General features: G+C 34.4%; 17 protein-coding genes, 3 pseudogenes, 1 riboswitch and 2 other annotated features. Of the genes and pseudogenes, 16 read left to right on the forward strand and 4 right to left on the reverse strand.

The window, feature by feature from the left end; genetic code table 11:
* The first annotated feature begins 25 nt into the window (after positions 1–25).
* The 6 genes from KPL75_RS25525 to KPL75_RS25550 all read left to right on the forward strand — a co-directional run bounded on the left by KPL75_RS25525 (position 26) and on the right by KPL75_RS25550 (position 11168).
* On the forward strand, positions 26–919 hold the full coding sequence (locus KPL75_RS25525; protein ID WP_219918337.1) for an isochorismatase family protein: 894 nt from the start codon (positions 26–28) through the stop codon (positions 917–919).
* A 33-nt stretch (positions 920–952) separates the two neighbouring features.
* Positions 953–8113, forward strand: coding sequence for an amino acid adenylation domain-containing protein (locus tag KPL75_RS25530; RefSeq protein ID WP_219918338.1), 7161 nt, complete (start codon positions 953–955; stop codon positions 8111–8113).
* Positions 8110–8334 (forward strand): MbtH family protein, encoded by a 225-nt coding sequence (locus KPL75_RS25535; RefSeq protein WP_002136206.1) that lies wholly within the window; start codon positions 8110–8112, stop codon positions 8332–8334. Before KPL75_RS25530 ends, KPL75_RS25535 begins: the two co-directional genes overlap by 4 nt.
* A complete protein-coding gene (locus KPL75_RS25540) occupies positions 8334–9776 on the forward strand; it encodes an MDR family MFS transporter (RefSeq protein ID WP_219918339.1) in 1443 nt (480 codons plus the stop codon). The genes KPL75_RS25535 and KPL75_RS25540 overlap by 1 nt, the downstream gene beginning before the upstream one ends.
* Positions 9777–9840: 64 nt before the next feature.
* Entirely contained in the window at positions 9841–10590 is a 750-nt protein-coding gene (sfp, locus tag KPL75_RS25545) for a 4'-phosphopantetheinyl transferase Sfp (protein WP_219918340.1), read from the forward strand.
* 35 nt (positions 10591–10625) lie between these two features.
* Positions 10626–11168, forward strand: coding sequence for a chorismate pyruvate-lyase family protein (locus KPL75_RS25550; protein ID WP_219918341.1), 543 nt, complete (start codon positions 10626–10628; stop codon positions 11166–11168).
* Between the two features lie 43 nt (positions 11169–11211).
* Here the strand turns inward: KPL75_RS25550 and KPL75_RS25555 are convergent, their stop codons facing one another.
* Positions 11212–11484 carry an HU family DNA-binding protein gene (locus KPL75_RS25555; protein ID WP_002157910.1) on the reverse strand — a complete coding sequence of 91 codons (273 nt, stop codon included), beginning with the start codon at positions 11482–11484 and terminating at the stop codon, positions 11212–11214.
* A gap of 204 nt (positions 11485–11688) precedes the next feature.
* On the opposite strand from KPL75_RS25555, the gene KPL75_RS25560 reads away from it, so the two are divergent.
* A complete protein-coding gene (locus KPL75_RS25560; RefSeq protein WP_219918342.1) occupies positions 11689–12456 on the forward strand; it encodes a DUF3891 family protein in 768 nt (255 codons plus the stop codon).
* A 67-nt stretch (positions 12457–12523) separates the two neighbouring features.
* On the opposite strand, the gene KPL75_RS25565 is transcribed toward KPL75_RS25560, so the two are convergent.
* Complete coding sequence (locus KPL75_RS25565) at positions 12524–13891, reverse strand: alanine/glycine:cation symporter family protein (protein WP_219918343.1); 1368 nt, start codon at positions 13889–13891, stop codon at positions 12524–12526.
* A 107-nt stretch (positions 13892–13998) separates the two neighbouring features.
* Positions 13999–14120, reverse strand: a riboswitch (glycine riboswitch).
* 213 nt (positions 14121–14333) lie between these two features.
* Positions 14334–14909 carry a hypothetical protein gene (locus KPL75_RS25570; RefSeq protein WP_219918344.1) on the reverse strand — a complete coding sequence of 192 codons (576 nt, stop codon included), beginning with the start codon at positions 14907–14909 and terminating at the stop codon, positions 14334–14336.
* A 132-nt stretch (positions 14910–15041) separates the two neighbouring features.
* Between KPL75_RS25570 and KPL75_RS25575 the strand changes: the two genes are divergently transcribed.
* The 5 genes from KPL75_RS25575 (at position 15042) to thrS (ending at position 20618) form a co-directional block, all read left to right on the forward strand.
* Positions 15042–15386: a hypothetical protein gene (locus KPL75_RS25575; protein WP_219921163.1), complete on the forward strand. Its 345-nt coding sequence runs from the start codon at positions 15042–15044 to the stop codon at positions 15384–15386.
* Between the two features lie 145 nt (positions 15387–15531).
* A complete protein-coding gene (locus tag KPL75_RS25580) occupies positions 15532–16350 on the forward strand; it encodes a nucleotidyltransferase (protein WP_219918345.1) in 819 nt (272 codons plus the stop codon).
* A 183-nt stretch (positions 16351–16533) separates the two neighbouring features.
* The gene (locus tag KPL75_RS25585; RefSeq protein WP_219918346.1) at positions 16534–17154 is read left to right on the forward strand and encodes a YdbC family protein; all 621 of its coding nucleotides are present in this window, start codon (positions 16534–16536) and stop codon (positions 17152–17154) included.
* A 185-nt stretch (positions 17155–17339) separates the two neighbouring features.
* On the forward strand, positions 17340–18047 hold the full coding sequence (locus KPL75_RS25590) for a pseudouridine synthase (RefSeq protein ID WP_219918347.1): 708 nt from the start codon (positions 17340–17342) through the stop codon (positions 18045–18047).
* A gap of 125 nt (positions 18048–18172) precedes the next feature.
* Positions 18173–18396, forward strand: a binding site (T-box leader).
* Positions 18397–18431: 35 nt separating this feature from the next.
* Positions 18432–18654, forward strand: a binding site (T-box leader).
* 44 nt (positions 18655–18698) lie between these two features.
* Complete coding sequence (thrS, locus tag KPL75_RS25595) at positions 18699–20618, forward strand: threonine--tRNA ligase (protein WP_219918348.1); 1920 nt, start codon at positions 18699–18701, stop codon at positions 20616–20618.
* 269 nt (positions 20619–20887) lie between these two features.
* Here thrS and KPL75_RS25600 read toward each other — a convergent pair.
* Positions 20888–21388 (reverse strand): annotated as a pseudogene (locus KPL75_RS25600) (DAPG hydrolase family protein).
* A gap of 157 nt (positions 21389–21545) precedes the next feature.
* Between KPL75_RS25600 and KPL75_RS25605 the strand changes: the two are divergent.
* From KPL75_RS25605 to KPL75_RS25625, 4 genes and pseudogenes are all read left to right on the forward strand, one after another.
* Positions 21546–21706 (forward strand): annotated as a pseudogene (locus tag KPL75_RS25605) (TetR/AcrR family transcriptional regulator); the annotation flags it as partial.
* A gap of 50 nt (positions 21707–21756) precedes the next feature.
* Positions 21757–22047: pseudogene (locus tag KPL75_RS27885) on the forward strand (DUF2247 family protein).
* Between the two features lie 1240 nt (positions 22048–23287).
* A complete protein-coding gene (locus tag KPL75_RS25620; protein WP_219918351.1) occupies positions 23288–24607 on the forward strand; it encodes a hemolysin BL lytic component L2 in 1320 nt (439 codons plus the stop codon).
* Positions 24608–24673: 66 nt separating this feature from the next.
* Positions 24674–25894 (forward strand): hemolysin BL lytic component L1, encoded by a 1221-nt coding sequence (locus tag KPL75_RS25625; protein WP_219918352.1) that lies wholly within the window; start codon positions 24674–24676, stop codon positions 25892–25894.
* Positions 25895–25917: the final 23 nt, after the last annotated feature.

Consider the following 25917-nt stretch of genomic DNA (forward strand, 5'->3'; position numbering starts at 1 on the left):
ATTAAAATCGGAAGGAAGTGATTAGATGGCTATCCCATCTATTTCAGTATATAAAATGCCAGTTGAATCAGAACTACCAAAAAATAAAGTGAATTGGACGCCGGATCCGAAACGTGCAGTTCTTTTAATCCATGACATGCAAGAATATTTTCTTGACGCATATAGCGATAAAGAATCGCCAAAAGTAGAACTAATTTCAAATATTAAGGTGATAAGAGAAAAATGTAAGGAACTTGGTGTACCTGTTATATATACAGCACAGCCTGGTGGACAAACGTTAGAACAACGAGGGTTATTACAAGACTTTTGGGGTGATGGTATTCCCGCTGGACCGGATAAAAAGAAAATTGTCGATGAACTTACTCCTGATGAGGATGATATATTCCTAACAAAATGGAGATATAGTGCATTTAAAAAGACGAATCTATTAGAAATTTTAAATGAACAAGGACGAGATCAACTTATTATTTGCGGTATTTATGCGCATATTGGCTGCCTTTTAACAGCTTGTGAAGCATTTATGGATGGTATAGAGCCATTTTTTGTAGCAGATGGAGTAGCTGATTTTTCACTAGAGCATCATAAACAAGCATTGCAGTATGCATCTAATAGATGTGCAGTAACGACATCAACAAACTTACTATTAAAAGATTTACAAAGTGTAAAAGGTGATGAGAGTAAAGGGATCACTTTACAGGAAGTGCACGAACTAGTTGCACAACTACTTCGTGAGCCAGTAGAGAGTATTAAAGTTGATGAAGATTTATTAAATAGAGGACTTGATTCGGTCAGAATTATGAGTTTAGTAGAGAAGTGGCGTCGCGAAGGGAAAGAAATCACTTTTGCAGATTTAGCAGAACGTCCAACTGTTGCCGATTGGTACAGTTTACTATCTTCACAAGCAGCACAGGTGTTGTAACAAATAGACTACATAATAAAGGGGTAGTAAAGAATGTCTAATTGTCAAAAGACTCGTCATTCGTTATCGTCTGCACAATCTGGTATGTGGTTTGCGCAGCAATTAGATCCGCTTAATCCGATTTATAATACTGGGGAATATGTAGAAATAAATGGAACGATTAATCAAGAAATTTTCGAGTTAGCTGTACGTAAAGTTATAACGGAAGCAGAGGCACTTCATGTTCGTTTCGAAGAGGATGAAATTGGCCCATGGCAAGTTATTGAGGAATCGTCAACGTTTCATATGCATTTTATTGACGTTCGTAAAGAAGAAAATCCTGAAGAAGCTGCTAAAGTACGGATGAAAAATGATTTATCTGTACCGATAGATTTAAAAGAAGATAAATTATTTACTGAAGCACTTATTCAAGTTGAAAATAATCGTTTCTTTTGGTATCAGCGCATCCATCACATTGTGATGGATGGCTATGGGTTTTCACTTCTTAGCCAAAAGGTAGCCAATGAGTATACATCACTTATAGAAGAAACAAATAAGAATGAAAAGCCATTTGGCTCTCTTGCAAAAATTGTACAAGAAGATAATGAGTATCGTGAATCTAAACAATTTCAGGAAGATCGTACTTTTTGGTTAGAGAAGTTTGCAGATGAACCGGAAGTTGTAAGTTTGGCAGAACGAGCGCCGAGAACATCAAATGGATTTTTACGAGAAACCGCTTATTTATCAAATGCTAATACGAAAACTTTACTAGAAGATATAAACATTTCGTTAACGAGTTGGCCCGAATTTATTGTAGCCGTAACAAGTATTTACATGCATAAATTAACAGGTGCAAATGATATTGTTTTAGGTTTACCAATGATGGGGCGTCTTGGTTCTGTATCTATTCATACACCAAGCATGGTAATGAATTTAGTTCCACTTCGTCTCACTATAGCTCCAAATATAACTCTTGCGGAATTCATACAGCAAGTTTCTAAAGAAATTCGAGATGTACGTCGTCATCATAAATACCGTCATGAGGAATTAAGAAGAGACTTAAAGTTACTAGGTGAAAATCAAAGGTTATTTGGACCGTTGGTGAATGTTATGCCTTTTGATTATGGGCTTAACTTTGCTGGAAATCGTGGTATTACACATAATTTATCAGCAGGACCTGTTGATGATTTATCGATAAATGTATATAAGCGCTTCGATGAAAATGAGTTAATGATTCATTTTGATGCGAATCCGGAAGTTTATAGCGACACGGAACTAGCATTGCATAAAGAAAGATTTATGAATCTATTAGAATTAGTGATAAATAATTATCATAAAGACGAGCCAATTGGAAAAATAAACATTACTCTTCCTGAAGAAAATCATAAAGTTTTATTGGAATGGAATGAAACGAAGAAAGCTGAAGAGCTAATTAATCTACCTATATTATTTGAAAAACAAGTACAAAAAAATCCAAATAAAATAGCAGTTACTTGTAACGGGAAAAAACTTACGTATAAAGAGCTAAATGAACGAGCGAATGAATTAGCAACCTATTTAGTAGAAGAAGGAATACAAGCAAATCAGTTTGTAGCCTTAGTATTTCCAAGATCAATAGAAATGGTAGTTAGTATGCTAGCAGTTCTAAAGGCTGGTGCAGCGTATTTACCGATAGATCCAGAATATCCAGCCGAGCGAATTCATTATATAGTAAATGATGCAAATCCAGTTTGTATCATAACACATTCATCTGTTTCATCTACTTTAGTTATAGAAAATGATATTAAAAAAATCATATTAGATAGCGAAGAAACGAAAATAGCGTTAAAAACATATTCTCATATGAATATACCATTTAAAAATGATGAATCACTTTTAAACCCAGCGTATACAATTTATACTTCAGGATCAACCGGAAATCCAAAAGGTGTAATTGTTACTATGAAAGGTTTAAGTAACTTCTTATTAGCTATGAAAGATATGTTTTCATTAAATGAAAACGATCATTTATTAGCAGTTACAACGTTTGCGTTTGATATTTCTGCTCTAGAAATTTATTTACCTCTTATTAGTGGTGCAAGTTTAACAATTGCACAAAAAGAGGTAATCCAAGAGCCTTCTGCGTTAACCACATTGTTACAAGAAGAAAGAGCGACAATTATGCAAGCTACACCGACGTTGTGGCAAGCGTTAGTAAATGAATATCCAGAGAGGCTACAAGGGCTAAACGTACTCGTTGGCGGTGAAGCTCTTCCGGCACATTTAGCAAATAAATTAAAAGAATTAGGTTGCTCTATAACTAACTTATATGGACCAACTGAAACGACTATTTGGTCTACTTTCATGAACATTGATGACAGTGAAAATGGTATACCTCCTATTGGAAGACCAATTTGGAATACAGAAGTGTATGTTTTGGATGCAGGGTTACAACCTGTTCCACCTGAAGTTATCGGTGAATTATATATTGCAGGGGAAGGGCTAGCGAACGGATATTTAGGAAAACCTGAGTTAACAGCTGAACGGTTTGTTGCAAACCCTTATGGAAAACCAGGGAAGCGTATGTACCGCACAGGTGATCTTGTGAAATGGCGTACCGATGGCGCGCTAGAGTACATTAGTCGTGCAGATCATCAAATTAAAATTCGCGGTTTCCGAATTGAATTAGCTGAAATTGAAACGGTATTACAACGACATGAAAATATTCAACAAGCGGTAGTAATGGTACGAGAAGATCGCCCAAATGATAAACGAATCATTGCGTATATCGTTACCGAAGAGAAGGAACCAATTAATCTTTCAGAGATTCGTTCTTATGTTTCAGAAAGTTTAGCGAATTATATGGTACCATCGGCATTTGTTGCACTAGAAGAATTACCATTAACACCAAATGGTAAGGTTGATAGAAAGAAATTACCTGCTCCTGATTTTAATGGAATGAACAATGAGAGAGTTGCTAGAAATCCGAAAGAAGAAATACTATGTGATTTATTTGCAGAAGTACTTGGTGTTTCGCGAATTAGTATAGATGATAATTTCTTTGAAATGGGTGGCCATTCGCTTCTTGCATCTCGTTTAATGGCAAGAATTCGTGAAACGTTAAGTGTAGAATTAGGGATCGGAAAGCTATTTGAATCACCAACTGTTGCTGAATTAGCGAAACAATTAGATCGTGCAAAAAGCGCAAGACCAGCTATTAAGAAAGTAAGTAGGCAAAATGAAGTTCCACTTTCATTTGCACAGCGCAGGTTATGGTTCTTAAATTGTTTAGAAGGTCCAAGTCCTACTTATAATATTCCGTTAGTCATTCGTATGTCTGGAAAATTGAATGAGGAAGCACTGCAAGGTTCCTTTTATGATGTAGTGAAGAAACATGAAACACTTAGAACAATTTTCCCTAGTGTATTAGGTAGTTCATATCAGAAAATTTTAAATATGGAAGACTTAAATCTAGAAATGATTATAACAAAAACATGTAAAGATGAATTAGAAAGTGTACTTTCAGAGGCGGTAAAATATAGCTTTAACCTTGATGTTGAGCCAGCAGTTCGTTTACAACTTTTTAAAGTGAGTGAAAATGAGCATGTATTACTAATTCTTTTACATCATATTGTAGGAGATGGCTGGTCATTACAACCGTTAACGAAAGACTTTACAGTAGCTTATAAAGCACGATGTCAAGGTGATAGTGTTCAATTAGAAGCCCTTCCAGTTCAATACGCAGATTATTCACTTTGGCAACAGCAACTACTAGGTGATGAATCTACACCAGAGAGCCTTATTTCAACACAATTAGATTTTTGGAAAGAAGAGCTAAAAGGTTTACCAGATCAAATGGAGTTGCCTACAGATTATCAGCGTCCAATTGAAACAAGTTATCGCGGAGAAATAATTCATTTTCATATAGATAAAGGTATGCATAGTAGGTTAGTAGAGCTTGGTCGTAAAAATGGAGTTAGTTTGTTTATGGTGTTGCAAGCGGGACTTAGTGCACTATTTACAAGATTAGGTGCTGGAACTGATATACCATTAGGTAGCCCGATTGCTGGAAGAAACGACGATGTACTCTCGGATATAGTCGGTTTATTTGTAAATACATTAGTGTTACGTACAAATACATCAGGAGATCCAAGCTTTAAAGAATTATTGGATAGAGTGAAGCAGGTAAACCTTGCAGCTTATGAAAATCAAGATGTTCCATTTGAACGACTTGTTGAAGTGTTAAACCCAGTACGAACTCGAAATAGTCATCCGCTGTTTCAAGTTATGTTAGCTTTCCAAAATACGCCAGAAGCAACGTTTAATGTACCGGATTTAGAAGCGAGCCTTGAAATTCAAAGTGTTGGTTCTGCAAAATTTGATTTAACATTTGAAATTAGCGAGAGTAACGGGGTTGATGGTACTCCAAACGGCTTACACGGATTGTTAGAGTTTAGTACCGATTTATATAAACGTGAAACGGTTCAAAAAATAATAGAACGATTCATTCTATTATTAGATGATGCAGAGAAACATCCGGATCAATCAATTGGTAGATTAGAAATATTAACTTTAGCAGAGCGAAATACAGTTTTAGAAAAGTGGAATGGTGGTTTTCAAATTGTACCTGAAATGACATTGCCACAATTATTTGAAAAGCAGGCTCATGTAAATCAAAATTCTATTGCTGTCGTCTTTGAAGATGAAAAGCTAACTTATGAAGAGTTAAATAGAAAAGCGAATAAAATAGCTCGTTTGTTAATAGCGAAAGGAATCGGTCCTGATCAACTCGTTGCTTTAGCGATGCCGAGATCTTTAAATATGGTTGTAAGCTTACTTGCTGTTCTTAAAGCTGGTGCCGGATACCTTCCGTTAGATCCGGATTATCCGTCAGATCGTATTTCATTTATGCTACACGATGCGAAACCATCATGTGTTTTAACAAATTCAAGTGTAGAAATTGAATGTGATGAGGCACTAAAGATTTTAGTTGATGATGTGAACGTAATAGAAGAAATTGAGAAATATAGTGAAGACAATATTGATGAAATGGAGCGCATGAAGCCGTTATCTCCTTCACATATTGCTTACGTTATTTATACGTCAGGCTCAACAGGTAGACCGAAAGGGGTTATGATACCTCATCAAAATGTAGTAAGACTGTTAGGAGCAACTGATCATTGGTTCCAATTTGACGCAGACGATGTGTGGACGATGTTCCATTCATACGCTTTTGATTTCTCGGTTTGGGAAATTTGGGGACCTTTATTATATGGAGGGCGTTTAATTGTAGTACCACATACTGTAAGTCGCTCGCCGAAAGAATTTTTACAGCTTCTTGTTAGTGAAAAGGTTACTGTTTTAAACCAAACTCCATCAGCGTTCTATCAATTGATGCAAGCAGATCGTGAAAATGAAGAGGTTGGTCAAAAATTATCTTTACGATATGTTGTTTTTGGCGGAGAAGCACTTGAACTAAGTCGATTAGAAGATTGGTATAGTCGTCATCCTCATAACGCACCGAAGCTTATTAATATGTACGGTATAACGGAGACAACGGTACATGTTAGTTATATTGAGTTAGATGAGAGTATCGTTTCTTTACGAGCAAATAGTTTAATCGGGTGCAGTATACCAGATCTTAAAGTATATGTATTAGATAACTATTTACAACCAGTGCCACCAGGAGTAGTTGGAGAAATGTATGTTGCAGGTGCTGGACTAGCTCGTGGATATTTAGGAAGAGCAGGATTAACTGCTGAACGCTTTATCGCAGATCCATTTGGTAAGCCAGGTACAAGAGTGTATCGAACAGGAGACTTAGCGCGTTGGCGTCAAGATGGGACGTTAGATTATATAGGACGTGCAGATCATCAAATTAAAATTCGTGGATTCCGGATTGAATTAGGGGAAATAGAAGCGGTAATAATGAAGCACGATAAAGTTGAACAAGTAGCAGTTATTGTCCGGGAAGATCAACCAGGGGATAAACGATTAGTTGCTTATATCGTCGCATCAAATAATGAAACGATTGATACGAATGAAATGCGTCAGCATGCTGGAGGTAGTTTGCCAGATTATATGGTTCCGTACGCTTTTGTGGTAGTAAATGAGTTACCTTTAACTCCAAACGGTAAATTAGATAGAAAGGCATTGCCAGCTCCAGAATTTATTGCATCATCTTCTAGCCGCGGACCAAGAACACCGCAAGAAGAAATGTTATGTGACTTGTTTACAGAAGTTTTAAGTGTGTCTCAAATTGGAATTGATGACGGATTCTTTGATCTTGGTGGTCATTCACTTCTTGCAGTGCAGCTTATGAGTCGCATTAAAGAGGCGCTTGGCGTTGAACTGAATATCGGAACTTTATTTGCAGCACCTACTGTTGTGGGGCTTGCTGAAAGACTTGAAATGGGGAATGGTCAAAGTGCACTTGATGTGTTGCTTCCATTAAGAGCAAGCGGAGATCAATTACCACTATTTTGTGTACATCCAGCAGGGGGATTAAGTTGGTGCTATGCAGGACTAATGAAATCTTTAGGGACAGATTATCCAATCTATGGTGTACAAGCACGTGGTATCGCTGAAAATGAAGAACTTCCAAAAAGCTTAGAGGAGATGGCGGCGGATTATTTGAAACACGTTCGTGAAGTACAGCCTCACGGACCGTATCGTTTACTCGGTTGGTCGCTTGGAGGAAATGTTGTTCATGCAATGGCGGCGCAACTACAAAATGAAGGGGAAGAAGTAGAATTACTCGTTATGCTTGATTCTTATCCTGGTCACTTCTTACCGAATACGGAAGCACCTACTGAAGAAGAAGCGTTAATCGCATTACTTGCTTTAGGTGGATATGATCCAGATAACATGGATGGTAAACCACTTACTATGGAAAGTGCGGTTGCAATCCTTCGCAAAGATGGAAGTGCATTAGCAAGTCTTGAAGAAGAGACTATTTTGAACTTGAAAGAAACATATGTAAATTCGGTAGGGTTGTTAGGGAAATACGTACCGAAAGTTTATAATGGGGATATTTTATTCTTTAGGTCAACTGTTATACCAGACTGGTTTGATCCTATTTCGCCAAATACATGGCTAAATTATTTAGATGGAGATATCGTGCAACATGATATTGATTGTAGACATAAGGATTTATGTCAGCCAGGGCCGCTTACAGAAATTGGACAAGTGTTAGCGAAATATTTACAGAATAAGAAAGGGGTAAGTAGAGTATGACGAATCCATTTGAAAATGATAATTACACATATAAAGTATTAATGAATGAGGAGGGCCAGTATTCTCTCTGGCCTGCCTTTCTCGATGTACCAATTGGATGGAATGTCGTACATGAAGAAGCTAGCAGACAAGTTTGCTTAGACTACGTTGAAGTTAACTGGAATGATTTAGAGCCAAAAAAAAATCAAATTAGCGAAAAAATATTAGTAGGAAAACAATAATGAAAGTAAAAATAAATCCAAAAGTAGTTGTAAGCATCGTTTATATAACAGCGATGTTTATGGCTGCGATGGATGCAACGATTGTGAATGTAGCACTGCAAACGATAAGCAAAGAACTGCAAGTACCCCCATCTGCAATGGGGACAGTAAATGTTGGGTATTTAGTTAGCTTAGCTGTTTTTCTTCCGATTTCTGGTTGGTTAGGCGATCGTTTTGGTACGAAAAGAGTATTTTTAACTGCCCTTTTCGTTTTTACAATTGCATCTGCATTATGTGGAATTGCGAATGATATTACTTCATTAAACATTTTTCGTATCATTCAAGGTGCTGGTGGCGGGCTTTTAACACCAGTCGGGATGGCGATGTTATTCCGAACATTTTCACCAGAGGAAAGACCAAAAATTTCTCGATTTATTGTACTTCCAATTGCTGTTGCACCAGCGATCGGGCCAATTATTGGTGGTTTCTTTGTAGATCAAATGTCTTGGCGCTGGGCATTTTATATTAATCTACCGTTTGGTATCATTGCGTTGCTATTTGGACTTCTATTTTTAGCAGAGCATATTGAAAAATCAGCTGGTCGTTTTGATTCTATCGGTTTTGTTCTTTCAGCACCAGGTTTTGCGATGCTCATCTATGCACTTAGTCAAGGTCCGTCAAAAGGTTGGATTTCTCCAGAAATAATAAGTACTGGGATAGCTGGGATTGTATTCATTACATTGTTTATAATTGTAGAACTGAAAGTAAAGCAACCGATGTTAGATTTACGCTTATTAAAAGAACCCGTTTTTAGAAAAATGAGTCTAATTTCGTTGTTTTCATCAGCTGGTTTACTAGGAATGTTATTTATTTTTCCGCTTATGTATCAAAATGTAATAGGAGTTTCCGCGCTGGAATCGGGTCTTACTACATTCCCGGAGGCGATTGGATTAATGATTTCTTCACAGATTGTGCCATGGTCATATAAGAAATTAGGAGCTCGAAAGATAATCTCTATTGGATTAATAAGTACCGCGGTTATATTTGTTTTATTAAGTTTTGTAAATCACGATACGAATCCATGGCAAATACGGGCACTGTTGTTTGGTATAGGTATTTTCTTAGGTCAATCTGTCGGTGCAGTTCAATTTTCTGCTTTTAACAATATTGCACCACCTTCTATGGGGAGAGCAACTACTATATTCAATGTGCAAAACCGATTAGGATCTGCAATAGGAGTTGCTGTTTTAGCTAGTATACTATCTGCTTTTGGAAGTAATAACGTACAGAATAATGCACAATCAGATTTCTTACCATATCAAGCAGCATTAATTGGATCGGCAATATTTTTACTTCTAGCATTACTATTTTCTTTACGTATTTCTGATAAAGAGATAATGTCAAAGAAGAATAAAAAGCCGTTATCTGTATTACAAAAAGAGAAAGAAGTTGTAAATAAATAAGTTGTAGCATGCTAATACTCTTTTGAAATTAAGTGATATTGGCATTTAAAAGGAGAGAGTTTACATGATGGAGAGTAAAGTTGTAGATTCTGTACCAACTCTTAATGAGAATAGTTGTCAAATATGGTGGGCGAGAATTTCAGATTTACAATCATGGCATTACAATTTACTAAATGGTGTAGAGCGAGAGAAAGCAAATTCATATCATCATTCGGCAGATCGTGCACGTTTTATAATAGGTTGCGTAATTAGTAGATTAGTACTTGGAAAGATACTTTCTATGTCACCAGTTCAAGTGCCGATTGATCGAATGTGCCCGGTATGTAAATTACAACATGGCAGACCACAATTACCAGAAGGTATGCCGCAAATATCAGTGTCACATTCGGGTGAGTGGGTTGTCGTTGCATTTACAACATCTGCACCTGTGGGTGTTGATGTTGAACAAATGAATCCCAATGTAGATGCTATGAAAATGGCAGAGGGTGTATTAACAGACATTGAAATAGCACAAGTTATGAAATTACCTGATGAGCAGCGACTAGAAGGATTTTTAACATATTGGACTCGAAAAGAAGCGGTGCTGAAAGCGACAGGTGAAGGACTATTGATTCCACCAGTAGAAATTACAGTATCAGCTCCAAATGAGCCTCCAAAATTGTTGATTTTTAAAGATAGACAAGAGTTAGCAGAAAATACAATGATGGAAGATATAAGACCTAGTTTAGATTATATAGCTTCCATTGCAATATTTAGTAAAGAAGTAACTGAAATTACGCAGTTAGACGCGGTATCGCTTTTAAAGAATAAATAAGTTTAATAAAATATTTTATAGAAGAGGTGTTCCTCATGTTAGTGGCGGAAAATAGAAAAAACGAATTAACTTATAATGTACAAGCAATTAAAAATATTTTATTTTCTGGAGATACATCATCCATTCATGCTTTAGAAAAGCTTTTGAATGATCCAGTTCAGTTTGATGTTCTCGAACAAGAGGTACTTGATAGACAGTACATTCCGAAAGAAGCAAAGAATTTCTTTGATAAAAACGGAACATTTCTTTACCGCGTATCTCATGTTAGTTATAAAGGTAAGGTGTTATCTGAAAATCTAATTTTTGCGGACACATCGTTTTTACCGGATACTATAAAGCAAGAATTAGAGGATGGAAATATTCCAGTTGAAAAGCTTATAGAAAAGATGGAAGTAAGAAGAAACGTATTATACGAAGGGTATCAGCCTTCTGGAAATATTATCGAGTTGTTTGATGGGTGCTCGGTAGCAGCGAATGTTTATCCGACTAGAAAATATCAAATTGTAAGTAACTGCAAATGTATATTTTATATTTGTGAAGTTTATCATGCAGAGAATATAAAGGAACTGCTTAAATAAGAAATAAACAAGAAACCAGCCTATAAAATGGCTGGTTTCTTGTTTATTTAACAGCTTCTTTTAATTCTTTTCCTGCTTTAAATGCTGGAACTTTACCAGCAGCAATCTGAATTTCTTCTCCAGTTTGTGGGTTACGCCCTGTACGAGCAGATCTTTCACGCACTTCAAAAGTTCCAAAACCGATTAATTGAACTTTATCGCCAGATTGTAATGCAGTAGCAATTGTGTCAAATACGGATTGTACAGCTGCAGAAGCTTCCTTTTGAGAAATATCAGCTGATTGTGCCACATTTTTAATTAATTCTGTTTTGTTCATGTTTTCACCTCATAAAAAATTTTTTAGAATGAATGTTTTAGTATAATGGTTAGTAAAGATAAAGCTAACTTTGTGATTAGAAAGAATGCTGTATATTTATGTTAATTTCGTTGAAAGAAACTGAATCCCTGCAAATTAAAAGGGATTTATTAAGAATTGATGCATACGACAAGCTATAATATGAAGATGAGGGGGAGTATACGGATGATTTTTCGTGAAAAGAATGAGAAAGAAAGTATATTAATTCGTCAACATGATCATGGTTTTTTAGCTGGTGAGATTGCTAGTAATATAAAGGAAGATTTTTTTATAAATCAGGAATATTTGATGGAAACAATTGATGCTATATATGAACATGATAGAGGGTGGATAGAGCTTGATAAAGTACCAATTTTGAATGATGCTAAAAATATCCCATATACATTTATGGATTGTCCAAGCTCATTACGCTTTGTTTTTTATACGATTGGTTTGAATGAAATTGAAAACTCTAATCCATACGGGGCGTTACTTTGTAGTAAACATTTTTTATCGTTTCCATTAAATGAGGAAGACGAAGAGATGATGTCATTTTATACAGGGGAATTGGATCGACAAAAAAGAATTTTGAAAACGTTAACAAAAGAGAAGTATGCTATGTTTGATAAACATTATAGGCTATTAAAGTTTTGTGATGAGCTTTCATTATATGTATGTATGAATAAACCTGGTGTAAAAAAGAAAGATGAAATTGATTTATTTAAAGATGGTTTTGAAGGAACAGAAATGTTTAATAGTAAAGAGGATAAACCTATTCAAGCTGAATGGGTGGATGAAGAAACAATTCGAATTACACCATTTCCATTTAAAACAGAATTTCATACGTATGTAAAATATAAAACTATAAATAAACATGAAATTGAAGGAAAAGGGATTGCAAAGGCTGATAGAGAATCGGAAGTTCAGAAGCAAATGATATATTTTCTACAATAACAATAGAGAGGACATAACAAGAGAAAGGAATGATCTCACTTTATGAGTCATTCCTTTTAGAAATAAATTAACTTACACGTTTTTTATTTAATTCCTTTAATTTCTCTGCTTGTAAAAACCGATTTGTTTCAGCGACAACTACACCACTTAATCCAATTAGACCAATTAAGTTTGGAATCGCCATAAGTCCATTTGCAATATCAGCAAATGTCCATACGATGCCTAGTTTTAAATTGGCGCCAATTGCAATCATCACGATAAAGATTGCTTTATAATATCGAACAGCACCTTCTCCAAATAAATAAGCAACGCATTTCTCACCGTAATACGACCAGCCTAAAATAGTAGAGTAGGCGAATAAAATAATGGCAATACCAAGGATCATACTACCAGCGGTGCCGAAAACAGATTGGAATGCAAGTGTTGTGGCTTCAACACCAGTTTTACCTGACTTCCATGCTCCTGTTGTAATTAATACAAGTCCTGTAATTGTACATACGATAAATGTATCAAGAAAAGTACCAGTCATAGAAACTAAAGCTTGTTTTGCAGGTGAATCTGTTTTTGCAGCCGCAGCCGCAATTGGTGCACTTCCTAAACCAGCTTCGTTCGCAAATACACCGCGAGCCATTCCGATTTGAATAGCAGATGCAACTGTTGCACCAATAAAACCACCAGCAGCTGCAGTACCATTAAATGCACCAGAAAAAATAAGTGAAAATGCCTCTGGAATTTGATCGTAGTGATAGAAAATAATAATAAGGCCAGCAATTATATAAAAGAAAGCTTTAATAGGAACGATATATCCAGTAACTCTACCAATCTTTTTTACACCGCCCAAAATAACGATAGCGATTAAGAATGACATGAGTATACCAGTTAATGCAGGGGGGAAAGAAAAGTTGATTCGCATTGCCTCTGCAACTGAATTAGATTGAACCATATTACCGATACCGAAAGAAGCAGCTGTGCCGAATATAGCGAATAAAACAGCCAGCCATTTTTTGCCTAAACCACGTTCTAAATAATACATTGGTCCACCTGAGTATTCACCATTTTCATTACTAACACGGTATTTCACCGCAAGGATTGCTTCGGCATACTTTGTTGCCATTCCGAATAAAGCGGTAATCCACATCCAAAAAATTGCACCAGGACCACCAATTGTAACAGCGGTTGCAACACCGGCTATATTTCCCATCCCAATAGTTGCCGCCATAGCTGTCATGAGTGCTTGGAAGTGACTAATATCTCCAGAAGAAGAGGTATCTTCTGATTTTTTAAATGCTAGTTTGTGAGCGTATAATAGTTTACTAAACTGTAAACCTTTTAAACGCACTGTGAGAATGATACCAGTACCAACGAGTAGCAACAAAGTTGGTAATCCCCACACATAATGATTAATTTGTTCTAATGCTTTACCTACTGTCTCCATCTTTATTCTCCTTTTTTAGAAAAAATAAAAACCACTTCAAGTAAATGAAATGGTCTCTGGAGAAACAAGGAATAGAAAAATAAACCGATACAAATCGGCATTTTCTTTCGCTTGTCTCTGTCCTTTTTACCTGAGAGATTATCCGCTAAAATAGCGGATTTGCTCCTTCGGCGCTCGTTTTCCTCCGCGCTATATAAAAGCGAGAGGGAGTCTCTCCAGAGATTCGTCCCCATGCAGTTCTACTTGTAACCAAGACCTGAGAGTTTCAAAGTTAGTTCAGTAACTTTTTGCCCCGTCGGTAGATCAATAGATCTTCTCCTGAATGGTTCATCCGAATTATAAAATTAATAACTTAAATACATTGATTATAAATCAATAAAAATATTATAGACAGACAAACTGTGAATTGCAATCATTTTTTTATTTTAAAATAGTAAACAGTTTATTTTTTTGCAAGTCCTAATTTATCTTCAACCTCATTTAAAGTAGATAAAGCGATGAAAATATGTTGATCGGCAAGCCCTAAAGCCTGTTTTGTATTTTCAATTATTTCATTGGATGGAGTAGAATTATTGTATTTATCAATAATTAAATCTGCTGCATTTTTCATGTAATTTGATGCGGATTTAAACTGAGTTGTGAATTGGATTAGTTGTTTTTGTATATGTATATCTGTTATGTTTTCTTCAATTTTTATCGTGTCTATTTCGTTCATAATTGTTTCATACTGCTTGGAAACAGCACTCATTGTAACTAATAGTTTATTTCTATCCACTGAATCTCCGTTCGTGTTAATCTCTTCCCAGGCAGGCAACCAATCTTTTTCGATAATGTCATTATAATTAGTAGTCAATTCCTTAATTTTAGGTTGTAATTTAGTTTTGAAAGTTTTTGTATCCACTGTTTCTACAGTTGCTTTCTCATTTTTATTTTTACCATTAGTTACGTAGAAAATCGTACCGAAAATGATGAAAATAGAAATAACAACTGTCCATTTAGTAAAAAGTAGTTTCTTCAAAATGTAGCGCCTCCAAAATTTAAAAATTTATAATTATAATATAAAACAATAATGTTATTGAAGGCAAAGAGTATAGTGCAGAAGTGATTTGAAGTACGTTTATTCTATACGTGAATAATTAAAACTAGTAAAATAATGAAGATATTATGTAAGAAAAGGGGAGTTTTAGTGGGGACGAAAAGAAAAAAACGAGCTTCAAGTATTGCAACGGCTATGTTATTAGTTGGTTTACTTGCACTCATATATATGAACAAAGAATCAGAAATCGAAGATTTTCCAATACCAATGTCAGCAATACATATTAACGATGATAACGAAGAGAATAATAAATATATAAGTGTAATGCCTATTACGAAGGCAAGTGGATGGGAGAACTTAGGGGAAAACGGGCATACTGTTAGTTTTAAAAAAGGGGATCGGAAAGTAACTGTATTACATTATCCGGGAGAGATTACGTATTATATATTTGAAAAATAATTGATAATAAAAGAGATAGGAAGTAAATGATATTGTAGGATTGTTTACTTTCTATCTCTTTTAATTTTTAATTCTGAATCATTTAAATTATAATTATTATGCGTATAGGATAAAATAATATTTAGTATGGAAATGAGCTGATAATTTGCCAAGTATAAAAAAAATAGGACGTTTTTGTCCAACAGATGATGAAGGCTATATTATAAATGATGCACATATGGATAAAATTCAACCTATATTTATGGAGGTAATACAAGAAATAAAAAATACTTGTTGTAAAATGTTACAGGATGCTTTGCACAGTGTTTATATAAGGGGTTCAATTCCAAAAGGGATTGGAATTGAAGGGATTGCAGATATAGATGTACTTATATTAGTGCGAAAGGATCCTAAATTAATAGACTTAAGTTGGCGAAAGAAGCTAGAAGTTCAAAGTCTACAAAAGTTTAATTGTATATCAGGAGTGGAGTTAAGTTTTTACAGTGAAGAAGAAGTGATAAATTCCAATAGTTTTTCTTTTATAAGCTTTATGATACAGACACATGGTGTATGTATATTGGGTGAAGATATAACATTGTCTTTACCTAAATATAAAGTAAGTCAGGAGTTAGCCTATGAACACCTTATTCAATTGCGGAAGCAAATTGGACAAGCACGCGAAGAATTAATTCATAATAAAGGCGTGGATGATATTGCGGATTGCTGCCGTTGGATTATGAAGATAATAATTAGGTCAGGTCTAGCGTTGACAATTGATAGAGAAGGGCTTTATTCCAGAGACTTATATCCTGCATATGAGTTATTTAGTGAGCATTTTCCTGAACAAGAAAAAAATATGAGAAAGGCATTACAATATGTAATTGAGCCGATAAATGATATAAATGAAATTTTATTATTTTTAGACACGTTTGGTGAATGGCTGATAGAAAGAGCGGAGGATTTTTTGAATACTAAAGACAATTAGTGAAATGTAATTATATTATGTAAACAAAAGGGTGGAATAAGAGAGAGGCAAGAGATTTGAATTTTTATATGGTATTTACTTTTGAAACATATGAAGAAATGAATGATCTTAATGTTCGTGTAGGTGGAAAGGTAGAAAGTATTGCAACTGGGAAATGAAATGTAAGATAAGGGGGAATTAGAAATGTTACTAAAAACAATCTACTGTAGGGTGGAAGAAGAGAAAAAGGAATTGTTTTCAAAAGCACAAGAAAAATGGCGTGATATACAGCATCTAGATGGTTTTCATGGGCAATTTGGTGGATGGAATGAAGATGAGGCATGTGTATATACTTTATGGGAAGATAGAAATGCATATCAATCGTTTATGAATGGGGCTCACGATACAATTTATTTAAATAGTAATCAAGAGGATACGTTTCTTTCATGTGAAATTGAATTATTTCAAACGTTGTATGATATAAATGATAAGCCTTTGAAAAACGTTGTTACAGAAGGATCATTCGTAAGAGTTGCCATATGTGATGTAAAGGGAGAAAAAGAAAATCATTTTTTACATAAGCAAGAAACAATTTGGAATAAAGGAATGGAGAATGTAAAAGGGATGTTAGGTGGAGTAGTTGCGAAGTCTTTAAAAAATGAAAATCGTTACATAGTATTAACTTATTGGGAAGATGAAATGGTGCATCAAAATTATGTGGAAGAGAGTTTTCCTTTATTGTATAAACTAGCTAATATTCATGAAGATATAGAAGAGATAAAAGGGAAACAAGCTGTATGTAAGGAAGAATGGCTTGTATATTAATTCTGTAAAAAGTGCATAAATGAATGTATAATAAAGATATTTTCTTATAAACAAGAAATTAATAGAAGACGCCATATACCCTTTCATGTTAATATATTTAAGTTAAAATAGGAGGCTTACCCTTTTGTATTGTACGGTAGAAGCAGTGTGAGCTTGAAATTTTTTATGAAAAGGATGTGCCTAACTTGCGTATAAATAAATTTATTAGTGAAGCTGGAAAAGCGTCTCGACGTGGAGCAGATAAGTTAATTAACGAGAGAAAAGTAATTATTAACGGTAAGGTTGCAAAAATTGGTGACCAAGTAAATCCAGGTGATGACGTACGAGTAAATGGAGAGCAACTTCGTATCGCTCGAGATCACGTATATATCGCTTTAAATAAACCAGTAGGTATTACATGTACGAGTGAAAAAGCTGTAAAAGGTAATATTATCGATTTAGTGAATCATCCATTACGAATTAGTCACATTGGACGTCTAGATAAAGACTCAGACGGTTTAATTTTGTTAACGAATGATGGCGATATTGTTAATGAGATTTTACGTGCTGAAAACAAGCATGAGAAAGAATATATCGTTTCAGTAGATAAGCCGATTACACCGGAATTTTTAGAGAAAATGGCAGCGGGTGTTAAAATTTTAGATACAAAAACTCTTCCTTGTGAGATTACACAGTTATCAAAATATGAGTTTAAAATTATTTTAACACAGGGGCTAAATCGTCAAATTCGCCGTATGTGTGAAGCTTTAGGGTATCAAGTATACACGTTAAAACGTACTAGAATTATGAATATTGAGTTGAATAATTTACCAGTCGGACAGTGGAGAGATTTATCGAAAAAAGAGAAAAAACGACTATTTTCAGACTTAAATTACGAACCACAAGATTGGTAAAATTGAGAAGGGGAAACCAAAAATTTATTTTTGGTTTCTTTTTTTATTAAATAAAAAATATTTTTTAAACACTTGCAAAAATAAAATGAATAAGATATAGTAAATAACAATTAATGGATGTACTTTTAAAAGCAAAGAAAAGGACACGAGTTATTTTACCCGGTTATACAGAGAAGGAAGGAAAGCTGAGAACTTCCTAACGCAGAAAAATAACTTACCACCTTAGAGCTGCACTAGGGAAATTCAGTATCTAGTGCCGTGTAAGCGACGTTATCGCAAAAGAAGCCATTATGTTTTTTGTGATGGGAATCTGGGTGGAACCACGAATATAAGCATATTCGTCCCTATTTTAGGGATGAATATGCTTTTTTGCATTCAATTTCATAATAAGCGAAGAAAAGGACACGAGTTATTTTACCCGGTTATACAGAGAAGGGAGGAAAGCTGAGAACTTCCTAACGCAGAAAAATAACTTACCACCTTAGAGCTGCACTGGGGAAATTAAGTATCTAGTGCCGTGTAAACGACGTTACCGTAAAAGAAGCCATTGTATGTTTACAATGGGAATCTGGGTGGAACCACGGGTAAAAGCACACTCGTCCCTATTTTAGGGAGGAGTGTGCTTTTTATTATGAAATGGAGAGATGAAAAATGAAAGAACAGATGATTGAAATTAAATTTCCAGACGGTAGCGTTAAAGAATTTGTGAAAGGCATTACTTTAGAAGAAATTGCTGGATCAATTAGTAGTAGTTTGAAAAAGAAAGCAGTCGCGGGGAAAGTAAATGATCAGTTATATGATTTACGCCGAAATATTGAAGAAAATGCGGAAGTAGAAATCATTACTATAGATTCAAATGAAGGTGTAGAAATTACAAGACACTCCGCGGCACATATTTTAGCGCAAGCTGTAAAAAGATTGTATGGTGATATAAATCTTGGAGTAGGACCAATCATTGAAAATGGATTTTATTATGATATGGATCTTCCGAGTAGTGTAAACGTAGAAGATTTACCGAAAATCGAAAAAGAAATGAAAAAGATTATAAATGAAAATGTAAAAATAGAACGAGTTGAGGTCTCACGAGAAGAGGCAAACAAACTGTTTAAAGAAATGAACGATCATCTGAAATTAGAACTTTTAGAAGCAATCCCTAATGGGGAAAGTGTAACACTATATAAACAAGGTGAGTTTGTAGATTTATGTAGAGGACCACATGTACCGTCAACAGGCTATTTGAAAGCCTTCCAATTAACTCATGTTTCTGGTGCATATTGGCGAGGTGATAGTAACAATCAAGTGCTTCAGCGTATATATGGTGTTGCATTTTCTTCTCAAAAAGAATTGGAAAAGCACTTGCATTTTGTTGAAGAGGCTGCAAAGAGAAATCATCGTAAGTTAGGTAGTGAACTTGAATTGTTTATGTTTTCAGAAGAGGCTCCGGGAATGCCGTTTTACTTGCCGAAAGGGCAGATTATTCGCAATGAATTAGAAGCATTTTTAAGAGAAATTCAAAATGAGTACAATTATCAAGAAGTGCTTACTCCATTTATGATGAATCAAGAATTATGGGAGAAGTCAGGACACTGGGGACATTATAAAGATAATATGTATTTCTCAGAAGTAGATCATAAAAGTTTTGCATTAAAACCGATGAACTGCCCAGGACATATGCTTATGTTTAAAAATAAATTGCATTCTTATCGCGAATTACCGATTCGCATGTGTGAGTTCGGTCAAGTGCATCGACATGAATTTAGTGGCGCTTTAAACGGATTATTAAGAGTTCGTACTTTCTGCCAAGATGATGCTCATTTATTTGTAACACCAGAACAAATTGAAGATGAAATTAAATCAGTGTTGGCGCAAATTGATTATGTGTATAAAACTTTTGGATTTGAGTATGAAGTAGAACTTTCTACTCGCCCAGAAGATTCAATGGGTGACGATAAATTATGGGAGCAAGCAGAATCGGCATTAGAAAATGTATTACAATCATTAAATTATAAATATAGATTAAATGAAGGTGACGGTGCATTTTACGGACCGAAAATTGATTTTCATATTAAAGATGCTTTAAATAGAAGTCATCAGTGCGGAACAGTCCAGCTCGATTTCCAAATGCCAGAGAAATTCGATTTAAATTATATAGGTGAAAATAATGAAAAAAGAAGACCAGTTGTCATCCACCGAGCAGTTTTAGGATCTTTAGATCGTTTCTTAGCCATATTAATTGAGCACTTTGGTGGCGCGTTCCCTACATGGGTGGCACCAGTTCAAGTGAAAGTACTCCCAGTTTCAAATGCAGTACATGTACAATATGCAAATGAGGTTGCAGACAAACTAGCACAAGCTGGAATTCGTGTTGAACGAGATATACGAGATGAAAAATTAGGATATAAAATAAGGGAAGCACAAATGCAAAAAGTTCCTTATGTTCTTGTTATTGGGGATAAGGAAATGGAAAGCGAAGCTGTAAATATACGAAAATATGGTGAAGAGAAGTCAGAAGTTGTTTCGCTAGATATATTTGCGGCAAGTATTGAAGAGGAAATAAAGGATAGAAAATAATAATTGATTAGAAAATACGCCATTATAATGAAGTGAACTCGAATAATGGCACATGAAAAAAAACACCTCCTGAATTCGCATACTAAGTATGTCAATTCAACGGAGGTGTTTTTCATTTGAAGGGAAGAGTACATTACCTGAATGAAGTAAAGTGGAAAGTGATTGATTTGATATTGAAAGGCCCACAACATTGTAGACATATCTAAAATGTTGGAGGCCGATTTGTTTTCTAGTTAATCACTTATTAAAAGTAAAGCTGTTAACTTGCCTTACAAATTTTCTTCAAAAAGTTTCGGTAAAAATTTGCTGAACTGACCCATTTCTTCTACATTGTGTTTATATAAACCACTTAGGTTAATAAATGGTGGTAATCCTTTCGGAAAAATGAATGTAGAAGTCATTACTGTACCGTTCTCAGATTTTTCGTATTGATGTATTACTTGTGAAATTACATCGTCATTATCATCTAAACATGAACCCATTAAAACATGGCTGTAATGGGTATTTATAGGACAATCTTTAGGATCTTCCCATCTAATCCTTAGCGGAAATTCTAGTCCATCCCCCCCCGCAGATTCGATTGAAGCTGATATGGCTCCTACGTGTCCATGTACTTTAGGATCAACTAACCATTTAAAATCAACATGTTCTTCTGGATGCCATAGTTTATATCGTTCAGAGTTATCAATATTATCCCACCACTAGTCAATCATTTCTGGTGTTACGTCATTCAATTCATGTTCAACTACTAGTGATACTTGGTTTTTCATTTCTGTACCTCCTATCGTTTTAATCAACATAGTGTTGATTATTTATATTTAGTATTATAGTATGGGTATCTTATGGGTTCAATAAACAGAAATAGTTGATCTGTTGCATTCTGAACATTATATAAAAATATGTCTAAAAAAATTAAAGAGGTAAAAAATGGAAGATACATATGCTGATTTACGCGTAGCTCGTACTAAAGAAGCGATACGTGATGCAATGCACTAACTGAATTAATAAATGAAAAAGGGTTTGATTTCATTACGGTTAAGGATATTACAGCTAGAGCCAATATTAATCGAGGGACATTTTACTTACATGGGGAAAATATGATAAAGAAAAAGCTATTGAATTAATAGTAACCATAGTCATGGATTTAGCAATATATTGGAATAGTGAAATTGAGGAACGAAAATGGAAGTACTCTATTTTAATGTCTATGAGAGAAAAAAATAATGATTATGATACTTTATTAGAGAATGTAGCTAACCTGTATAGTGATTTTAATTATCCATAGGATATGAAAGGGTTTATTTATTATTTAGAACTGGATGAAGGCTATGATTCAAGTAAGTATACCAAAAATGAAAATATTAGACGACTGATAGATAAACTAGATTCATTCTTACAAAGTGAACAGAAAGCTTTACAGGAGGTTTAAATCGTAAGAATAAACCTTTAGAGGATATTCTATAGTAAATCGAGATTCCTTTACAAAGTCGTAGGTTATACTCCTACGGCTCTTATTATGCATTATTTTAGTGAAAGCTACTTTTTTTGGAGAGAATGAAAGATCCAATGCTAGTTCGGATGGTTTTCGATTTGAATCAATATGCTACTTTCCAAATCGATTTACATGTACTGTAATGTAGGGACTTAAATAACAAATCAATTATTCATTAAATCTTAATATTACGTTATATCTCTTGTAACGGAAAATAACAAATAACGACACGTTTTTTAGAAATGTTGTTGTTTTTATCTATGGAGAAATATGTAATGATGCATAGATAAATAAAGGGGATCGATATGCAGAGTGTGATTAAATTATATTAAACAAAACTCAAATTATATTAGTTATTATATATATATTAAAAATGACGCCCTTTAACTAAGTATATCAAGTTGTAACTGCTATAATTACTTAAATAAAATTAAAAAATCATTTTATAAGTATAACATTTTCGTTCGTATTAATACTTAATAGTTAAATTATTGAATGTAATCGACAAAATTCTACTATTTACGTATTAAAAATTTAATGTTTTAATAAAGGTGTAAATGGTATGACCACTCAAGGGGGAGAAGATTGCACTAATAAATGTGCAGTAAAGTTGCAAGTAACATTATGTTAAAGTTAATTATCTTAATGTTGCGTCACTTTTAAAAAGGTCTAGAATCTCGAAATTATAACATTTGAAAAAAAGTGTTTTAAGTTTCTACATAGCAAAAATGATTTTATTCCGTAATAAAAGTATAAGCAATGTACAGTATAAATTCATCTTTTGTAATCTTGTAGGGCCCTGTCGACAAAACTAGGAGAGATATTATGAAATTATTATCAAAAAGGTCATGGCAGGGTTAGCAGTAGAAGCAATGAGTCTATCTGGATTCCTGCAAATCCAGATAGACTCAAGAGAAAAATAAATATTATACTTTTCATGGGGCATTAATTCAAATATAGGTGATGAAATTTTATCGTTTACTTTCAAAAAACGCAATATTAAAATTATTAGAAAATAACATTCTTACTTTCTACGAGAAGTAAATAATAACGAGGTTTAACACTCTATCCGAAAGATTTCTCCTTCCTAGAGCATGTGACAAAAAGAGCCTAGCGTTAGGTCGTTCAAGATGTATGTATAAGATTGAAAATAGACAATAGTAAAGGGGCGTACGGAATGAAAAATAAAATAATTTCAGGATTTTTTATAACATCAATTGTAACTGGGGCGACTATTCCTATCAATGCTCTCGCAACACCAATCGTTCATGCAGAAACTCAACAGGAAAGCATGGATATTTCCTCATCATTACGAAAATTAGGTGCACAATCTAAATTAATCCAAACATATATTGATCAAGGTTTAATGAGCCCTAATGTACAGCTAGCAGAAGTCCCAGCTTTAAATACAAATCAATCCCTAATCAAGCAAGATATGAAGGAATGGTCATCAGAACTTTATCCACATTTAATTCTAGTAAATTCAAAAAGTAAAGGGTTTGTAACTAAATTTAATAACTATTACCCAGTATTAAAAGAGTTTGTAGACAATAAAGAAGATAAAGAAGGGTTTTTGGATAGACTTGAGGTTCTTCAAGATATGACTATGACGAATCAAGAAAACGTACAAAGACAGATTAATGAATTAACAGATCTTAAATTACAACTGGATAAAAAACTTCAAGATCTCGATATGGATGTAACAAAAGCACAGGGTGTACTAAGTTCAGATGGAACAGGGAAAATAGATCAGCTAAAAAATGAATTACAAAATACCCAAAAATCAATTCAAAATGATTTACAACAAATAGCATTATTACCAGGAGCTTTAAATGAACAAGGGTTTGTTATATTCAAAGAAGTCTATAACCTTTCAAAAGATATCATTGAACCTGCTGCTCAAACAGCAGTAGCAGCGTATAACAAAGGCAAAGAAATTAACAACTCTATTTTAGAAGCAGAGAAAAAAGCAGAGCAAGAAGCGAAAGAAAAGGGTAAATCCGCTCTAGAGATTGAAGCTGCCAAAAAAGAAGCCCGTGAAGCAATTGAGAAAAGCAAACAAGCTGAAATAGCTGCAGCTGCAGTTGCAAAAACAAAAGATTATGACCTTACGAAATTTATTGACCCTGAAAAAATTAAGAAAACATATAGTGCTTTCGCTGAAGTAAATAAATTAACAGCAGAACAGCGAACACATTTAGCAGATTTAGAGACACAAAACCAAAAATTTTATGATTTGACTAAGAACCTAAAAATAGCAGATTTACAAAAATCAATGCTTCTTATTATGCAAAATGATTTACATACATTTGCATATCAAGTAGATGTAGAACTTGACCTACTAAAACGCTATAAGGAAGATTTGGGTCTAATAAAAAATAGTATTACAAAATTATCTACTAATGTTGATACAACTAACCAGCAGTCTCAAAAAGATACATTAAGACAAATAAAAAATGTAATAAGTTACCTTGAAGAACAGGTCTATAAATTTTGATATTATGTTTTTGAAAATCTAAAAAGATTATAAGAATCTAGCGAAAGAATGAGAAGGAGAATAGTTATGAAAAAATTTCCATTTAAAGTGTTGACTTTAGCTACTCTGGCAACGGTTATAACTGCTACTACCGGTAACACTATTCATGCATTTGCACAAGAAAAGACCGCTCAAGAACAAAAAGTAGAGAATTATACACTAGGGCCTGAGGGACTGAAGAAAGCATTGGCTGAAACAGGATCTCATATTCTTGTAATGGATTTATACGCAAAAACAATGATTAAACAACCGAATGTAAATCTATCCAATATTGATTTAGGTTCAGAAGAAGGAGAATTAATCAAAAACATTCACCTTAATCAGGAACTGTCGCGAATCAATGCTAATTATTGGTTAGATACAGCGAAACCAAAGATTCAAAAAACAGCACGTAATATTGTAAATTACGATGAACAATTTCAAAATTATTACGACACATTAGTAGATACTGTACAAAAGAAAGATAAGGCAGGCTTAAAAGAGGGTATAAATGATTTAATCACTACAATTAATACAAACTCAAAAGAGGTTACAGAAGTAATTAAGATGTTACAGGACTTCAAAGCAAAACTATATACAAATTCTACAGATTTTAAAAATAATGTAGGCGGCCCAGATGGAAAAGGTGGATTAACGGCACTATTAGCGGGTCAACAAGCGCTAATTCCACAACTTCAAGCTGAAATTGAGAAGCTACATTCTACTCAGAAAGAACATTTTGATAATGTATTAGCATGGTCAATTGGCGGTGGATTAGGAGCAGCCATTTTAGTTATTGGAGCTATTGCTGGAGCGGTAATAATTGTTGTAACTGGCGGTACAGCAACACCCGCTGTTGTTGGTGGCCTTACAGCTCTTGGTGCAGCTGGAATTGGTTTAGGAACAGCAGCTGGTGTCACGGCATCTAAACATATGGACTCCTATAACGAAATTTCTAACAAAATTGGACAATTAAGTACAAAAGCTGATCTTGCTAGCCAAGCTGTTATTTCGCTTACTAACGCGAAAGACACTTTGGCATATCTGTATCAGACAGTGGATCAAGCGATACTGTCTCTAACGAATATTCAACAACAATGGAATAAAATGGGGGCTAATTATACAGATTTGTATGATAATATCGACCAAATGCAAGAGCATAAACTCTCGTTGATACCTGATGATTTAAAGGCTGCTAAACAAAGTTGGAATGATATTCATAAAGATGCAGAATTCATTTCGAAAGACATCGCTTTTAAACAAGAATAGAACTGAAAATCATAGCCTATATA

Origin of the sequence: Bacillus sp. NP247, assembly GCF_018966865.1 — a bacterium.
In the GTDB taxonomy this organism is placed as follows: Bacteria; Bacillota; Bacilli; order Bacillales; family Bacillaceae_G; genus Bacillus_A.

What these genes read in the sequence shown, in the direction of transcription:
- KPL75_RS25625 (WP_219918352.1), top strand. Translation starts at nt 24,674, where the DNA reads ATGAAAAAATTTCCATTTAAAGTGTTGACTTTAGCTACTCTGGCAACG.
- KPL75_RS25565 (WP_219918343.1), bottom strand. Translation starts at nt 13,891, where the DNA reads ATGGAGACAGTAGGTAAAGCATTAGAACAAATTAATCATTATGTGTGG.
- sfp (WP_219918340.1), top strand. Translation starts at nt 9,841, where the DNA reads ATGATGGAGAGTAAAGTTGTAGATTCTGTACCAACTCTTAATGAGAAT.
- KPL75_RS25550 (WP_219918341.1), top strand. Translation starts at nt 10,626, where the DNA reads ATGTTAGTGGCGGAAAATAGAAAAAACGAATTAACTTATAATGTACAA.
- KPL75_RS25535 (WP_002136206.1), top strand. Translation starts at nt 8,110, where the DNA reads ATGACGAATCCATTTGAAAATGATAATTACACATATAAAGTATTAATG.
- KPL75_RS25620 (WP_219918351.1), top strand. Translation starts at nt 23,288, where the DNA reads ATGAAAAATAAAATAATTTCAGGATTTTTTATAACATCAATTGTAACT.
- KPL75_RS25585 (WP_219918346.1), top strand. Translation starts at nt 16,534, where the DNA reads ATGTTACTAAAAACAATCTACTGTAGGGTGGAAGAAGAGAAAAAGGAA.
- KPL75_RS25555 (WP_002157910.1), bottom strand. Translation starts at nt 11,484, where the DNA reads ATGAACAAAACAGAATTAATTAAAAATGTGGCACAATCAGCTGATATT.
- thrS (WP_219918348.1), top strand. Translation starts at nt 18,699, where the DNA reads ATGAAAGAACAGATGATTGAAATTAAATTTCCAGACGGTAGCGTTAAA.
- KPL75_RS25540 (WP_219918339.1), top strand. Translation starts at nt 8,334, where the DNA reads ATGAAAGTAAAAATAAATCCAAAAGTAGTTGTAAGCATCGTTTATATA.
- KPL75_RS25525 (WP_219918337.1), top strand. Translation starts at nt 26, where the DNA reads ATGGCTATCCCATCTATTTCAGTATATAAAATGCCAGTTGAATCAGAA.
- KPL75_RS25530 (WP_219918338.1), top strand. Translation starts at nt 953, where the DNA reads ATGTCTAATTGTCAAAAGACTCGTCATTCGTTATCGTCTGCACAATCT.
- KPL75_RS25560 (WP_219918342.1), top strand. Translation starts at nt 11,689, where the DNA reads ATGATTTTTCGTGAAAAGAATGAGAAAGAAAGTATATTAATTCGTCAA.